At 47.8% G+C, this 5,393-nt stretch carries 6 protein-coding genes; 4 read left to right on the forward strand and 2 right to left on the reverse strand.

Annotation, left to right across the window (positions count from 1 at the left end; all coding sequences use genetic code 11):
* Window positions 1-58 precede the first annotated feature (58 nt).
* The 3 genes from VFC92_06890 to VFC92_06900 all read left to right on the forward strand — a co-directional run bounded on the left by VFC92_06890 (window position 59) and on the right by VFC92_06900 (window position 3,824).
* Window positions 59-1,093, forward strand: a complete 1,035-nt coding sequence (locus VFC92_06890; GenBank protein HZK07912.1) for an isoaspartyl peptidase/L-asparaginase — start codon at window positions 59-61, stop codon at window positions 1,091-1,093.
* A 211-nt stretch (window positions 1,094-1,304) separates the two neighbouring features.
* Window positions 1,305-2,270 carry a Gfo/Idh/MocA family oxidoreductase gene (locus VFC92_06895; GenBank protein HZK07913.1) on the forward strand — a complete coding sequence of 322 codons (966 nt, stop codon included), beginning with the start codon at window positions 1,305-1,307 and terminating at the stop codon, window positions 2,268-2,270.
* 252 nt (window positions 2,271-2,522) lie between these two features.
* Window positions 2,523-3,824, forward strand: a complete 1,302-nt coding sequence (locus VFC92_06900) for a hypothetical protein (GenBank protein HZK07914.1) — start codon at window positions 2,523-2,525, stop codon at window positions 3,822-3,824.
* A gap of 150 nt (window positions 3,825-3,974) precedes the next feature.
* Here the strand turns inward: VFC92_06900 and VFC92_06905 are convergent, their stop codons facing one another.
* On the reverse strand, window positions 3,975-4,370 hold the full coding sequence (locus VFC92_06905) for a helix-turn-helix transcriptional regulator (GenBank protein HZK07915.1): 396 nt from the start codon (window positions 4,368-4,370) through the stop codon (window positions 3,975-3,977).
* Between the two features lie 13 nt (window positions 4,371-4,383).
* Window positions 4,384-4,572 carry a type II toxin-antitoxin system HicA family toxin gene (locus tag VFC92_06910; protein ID HZK07916.1) on the reverse strand — a complete coding sequence of 63 codons (189 nt, stop codon included), beginning with the start codon at window positions 4,570-4,572 and terminating at the stop codon, window positions 4,384-4,386.
* Between the two features lie 251 nt (window positions 4,573-4,823).
* Here VFC92_06910 and VFC92_06915 point away from each other — a divergent pair.
* A partial coding sequence (locus VFC92_06915) for a hypothetical protein (GenBank protein HZK07917.1) occupies window positions 4,824-5,393 on the forward strand: 570 nt, incomplete at its 3' end.

A 5,393-nucleotide genomic window follows, 5' to 3' on the forward strand; every position in this document is an offset into this window, starting at 1 on the left:
ACGTAGAGGCATCCAAAATGGGCGCCTGTATCATTTTAAAAATTTGAATTTTAATAAAATGAAAAATTTAACCTGGTTATTTTTATTGCTAATATTTGCTGTCGGATGCGGGCAAGCTACCGACAAGAATCTAAAAAGTAAAGACCATGAGCGCCCGCAATGGGCTATTGTGGTGCATGGCGGTGCCGGTATGATGCAGCCGGAGGCTTTTCCCACAGAGGTTCGTCGGGCTTACGCCGAAAAACTTTCAGAAGCCCTAAATGCTGGCGGTTCCATTCTCGAGCAGGGCGGCGCCAGTCTGGATGCCGTGGAAGCTGCCGTGCGCGTGCTCGAAGACAGCCCGCTGTTTAATGCCGGCAAGGGAGCCGTTTTTAGCGCTGCCGGCGTAAACGAAATGGATGCTTCGATAATGGACGGTCAGACTGGCAAAGCCGGCGCTGTGGCTGGAGTTACCGTCATCCGCAATCCGATATCGGCTGCCCGCCGTGTGATGGAAGCCTCACCGCATGTGATGCTTGCTGGCGCCGGTGCCGAAACCTTTGCCGCCGAACAGGGTCTCACCATTGTCGACAGAAGTTATTTCTACACGGAAGAGCGCTGGCAATCGTTGCTCAAAGCACGACAACGCGCCGAAGAGCAAGCCGCCGACACCAGCGAAAAATATGGAACCGTGGGTTGTGTGGCTTTGGATAAAAATGGTAATCTGGCAGCAGCCACCTCCACCGGCGGCATGACCAACAAGAAGTATGGCCGCATCGGCGACTCGCCCGTCATTGGCGCCGGCACCTACGCCGACAATGCTACCTGCGCCGTTTCGTGTACCGGCCACGGCGAATATTTTATCACCAATGAAGTGGCTTACGATGTGGCCGCCCGCCTCAAATATCTCCACCAGTCGTTGCGGGAAGCTACCGACGAAATCATCAACAAAAAGCTAAAACAGCAAGGTGCCGAAGGCGGACTGATAGCCCTCGACAGCGAAGGAAATATTGCAATGCCCTTCAACACCAGCGGCATGTTTCGCGGTTATCTGCTGCCCGATTCATTGGCAAATATTTCAATTTTTAAAGATGAAACCTCTGATATAAATTAATGTGTTTGTTAAAACTCTTAAAATAGTGGCTTATACATGAGGACTTCAAGCATCAAATGCCCACGCTACCCCTCGTTCCCCTAAAGGGGAAGCCAGCCCGACATGTGCGTTGGGAACTCCCCCTTCAGGGGGTTGGGGGGTGCTAAGGGATAACTTTTTCTTGAAAGTTTAATCCAAATTGACAAAAATTAAATTAGCTATTTACACTTGAATGAATAACGAAAAGATTATACGCTGGGGAATCATCGGGTGTGGCAATGTTACCGAAGTGAAAAGTGGGCCGGCTTTCCGGTTGATCGATCATTCGGATCTTGTAGCTGTGATGCGCAGAAATGGCAAGTTAGCCGAAGATTATGCCCGCCGCCATAAGGTTAAGAAATGGTTTACCAATGCCGAAGCGCTTGTAAAAGATGAAGAGGTGGATGCCATTTATATTGCCACCCCTCCAGGCAGTCATCTGGAATACACACGGCTGGCGGCCGCACATGGCAAACCGGTGTATGTCGAAAAACCTATGGCGCGCACCTATGCCGAAAGCCAGGAGATGATAACTGTGTGTAAAGCGGCAGGAGTACCGTTGTTTGTAGCTTATTACCGGCGCGCGCTGCCACGATTTCTGGCCATCAAAAATTTGATTGACAACGGCGAAATTGGCAAGGTGCGTTTTGTAAATGTTTTAATGTATAAAAAAGCTGTGCCGGCAGCAGAAGCTGGATGGCGGGTGGTTCCGGAGATTTCAGGAGGTGGTTTATTCGTTGATCTGGCCAGCCACCAGCTCGACCTGCTGCAGTTTTATTTTGGCGACATCATTTCAGCCGACGGCTATTCGGCGCATCAGGCTGCCGATTATGCTGTCGAAGACCACGTGAGCGGTACATTCATATTTGCTTCGGGGGTACACGGCACCGGCATCTGGAATTTTGCTGCTTACGCTGATGAAGACAAAACCGAGATTGTGGGCGACCGGGGGAAGATCACTTTTGCTACTTTCGGAAATTCACCAATCGAAGTTGTAAATGGTAAAGGCAGTCGGTTATTGGATTTACCCAACATGCGGCACATCGAGCAGCCGCTCATACAAACCGTAGTTGATGAATTGCGTGGCGTTGGCCGTTGCCCCAGCACCGGAATAACTGCTGCACGCACAAACAGAGCAATGGATTTATTGCGAAGGTGAAACTTGAAAGCTCCAAAACCCAAATATCAAATGACAAATAAGAACCCCATCCCCGACCCTTTCCGTCAGCTGACGGAGAAGGGAGCTCTCCAGCGCAGCGCACATGAGTGATCCCACACAACCCATACTTTTTGGAAATCAGCTTTTTCGCTCCACAAAAAAGCTCCCATCTCCAATTGGAGAGGGACCGAGAGTGAGGTCAAAAAGAAGCTGATCAATTAAAAAATAATTCATCTTTAAAGATAATTCCAGATGCACCAACAACCCGTTCATTCAGCAACTCAAACTTTAAAAGCTGCTTTGTCGCAGCCGGAACTAATAACCGCCGACGATACTGCTGCAGTTTTTTACAACTTGCAGCACCTTTACGCGAAAATTGATGAGCTGAAGGAGCTTTTCCCGCCAACGACTTTGCATGCCATCGCTGTAAAAGCCATGCCTCTGCCATCCGTTTTGGAAAAAATAAATCAGATGGGTGTCGGGCTGGAGGCAGCAAGCCTGCCGGAGCTGGTGCTGGCGCTCAAAGCGGGCGTCCCTCCAGATAAAGCCGTATTCGACTCGCCAGTGAAAACACGCGAAGAGATTCGTTTTGCATTGCAAAATCATGTCCGGCTCAACACCGACTCGCTGGACGAGGTGGCGCGGATCGCCGAAATTTTGCCGACACTCGATACAAAAAGCACCATCGGTCTGCGCATCAACCCGCAGGTGGGGACAGGAACTATTGCCATCACCAGCGTAGCCGGCGACTATTCCAAATTTGGCGTGGCGCTGCAGGTACACCGGCAGGAGATTATAAATCTTTTTCTAAAAAACACCTGGCTCACGGCTTTGCATGTTCATGTGGGATCGCAGGGATGCCCCTTGCCGCTGCTTATTAAAGGTATAAAAGCAGTTTACGATCTGGCCGAAGAAATCAACCTGAAGCTTGCGCAGCAGGGACGCGGGCAGCAAATCACAAGTTTCGACATTGGCGGCGGACTGCCGGTAGCGTATCATCCCACCGACAACCCGCCCACCATGCAGCAATATGTCGATAGTTTGCAGCAGGCAATGCCCAAACTTTTCGACGGCACCTACCGCCTTATCACCGAGTTTGGACGCTGGGTGCATCTCAATGCCGCCTTCACGGTAAGCCGCGTGGAATATGTAAAGCAAAGCACGGCAAATGGCGGTGTTCATACGGCGATGATCCACCTGGGCGCCGATATGTTTATCCGCGAGTGCTACCTGCCGGAGCAGTGGTCGCACGAATATTCGCTGGCCGATGCCGAAGGAAATCTTAAAATCGGAGAGGCCACCCAAAAATATATGCTGGCCGGACCGCTGTGCTTTCAGGGCGACATCATGGGACGAAACATTTCGCTGCCGCAAATCCAGGCCGGCGACTGGCTTATCATTCACGACACCGGCGCCTACACCCTCAGCCAGTGGTCGCGCTACAACAGCCGCCAGATGCCCAAAGTGATTGGTTATAATGACAACGATAACTCCTGGGAAATCCTGAAGTCCCGCGAGACACCAGAGGATTTGTGGCGGTTTTGGAAAGGGTAAATATGGATGAACTGCCGAAGCAGAGAGGCACGGAGGAAAATGGAAGAGATAAGAAACGAACCGCAAAGGTGCATTGAGCAAGGAGCATGGCGCGTGGCGCAAGAAACAAGGAATAAACGGTAGAGGCGGAGAGATAGAAAGTTTCGTGTTTTAACTTTTGTAAATCAAATTCATTTCGGATAGTTCCCGGCCAATTTGGTGAATCCCACCTAATATCTTTTCAGTTTCGCTTTCAGACGGCTTTTTCTCCCCTTGCACATATTGTGACAATAATGATGGGCTCATACCTATCATTTCTGCGAGAAATTTTGAATTGATGACTTTGTAATACGAAAAGAATTGGGCAAAGTCGATTTCAAATTTCAAATTTTCATGCGTAATTTCATACGCATCTTCAAAATTCAATTGAGCGGCTTCAAGTGCATTTTTAATCAGTTCCGGGATAGTCCGCCCCGTTGTAAATATTGAGTATTCTTCAGCATAAGCTGAAAATCCTGTTCCGGTTTTCTCGACTATTATTTTGATCTTTTCCTCAAATGTTTTCATTGCATTCATCCTTTTAAAAATTAATTCCTGCGTCTTTCAGAATCTTTTTCTCAAGTCCTTTGCCCACTTCCTGACTACCATGGTTAGGGAAAATTATTGTTCCTTCTTTACGATCATGTCTCATTTTGATATGTGAGCCTTTCTGTGAAACCGGATACCATCCATCTTTTGTCAAGAGTCGAAATAATTCTGAACATTTCATGTCATGCGTTCCTAAGTTTAAACATTGCAAAGGTAAGCAATAGTATAATTTAAGAAAGCTAAATATTTCTTCTCACATTTTGTGAATTTTCAAATCAGTTGATCGACATCCTGTTGCTGTTGAGCGATGGAGAAGATTGGAACGTTAACAAAAGTTATTTCCGGCACTGGATTGTAACCTTTCCAAAGCATTTAAATCCAAAGGATGTAACTTTTTTAAAAAATTATTATAAACTCTAAATCTTATATGTTATGTATCGTACTTTTTATAAAATTCAGCTTCTTGCCGTAGTGCTGTTTTTTCTTTCTGTTCCATTGACGTACAGCCAACAAGATGGCGTCATCCAAGACGAACGGCCGTCTATCGAATACACGAATTCACTTCAACAATCGGCTGATCAGCCGGATCTAATCAGCACTTATGATGAAACGATCAACCACTCCAATGGCCACACTTTAACAAATGGTGGGGCGCTAACGCTGCCTTTCTATGAAGGTTTTGAAGCATCAAACAATATACCTGATGGCTGGACACAGGAGGCTGTGAGCGGTGGTCTCGTCTGGTCGGTTGCCAACGGCAATCCTCTCTATGCTACGCTTCGGGCGTATGCAGGAAACCACAATCTACTTTTCCAGCGTGAGATCCCTTACACCAGTGGGCTGGTCACCCGGTTGGTTACGCCAGAGCTGGATATGACCGGGGCTAATACAGCCGTTCTGAAGTTTTATTATGTCAATCCGCACATCTACAATTTCTTCGTTTATCAGGATGTGTTAACGATTAAATACAAAGCTGCATTGGAAGATGAATGGACCACGCTC

It is taken from the genome of Bacteroidales bacterium (assembly GCA_035647615.1).
Classification (GTDB): Bacteria; Bacteroidota; Bacteroidia; order Bacteroidales; family 4484-276; genus SABY01.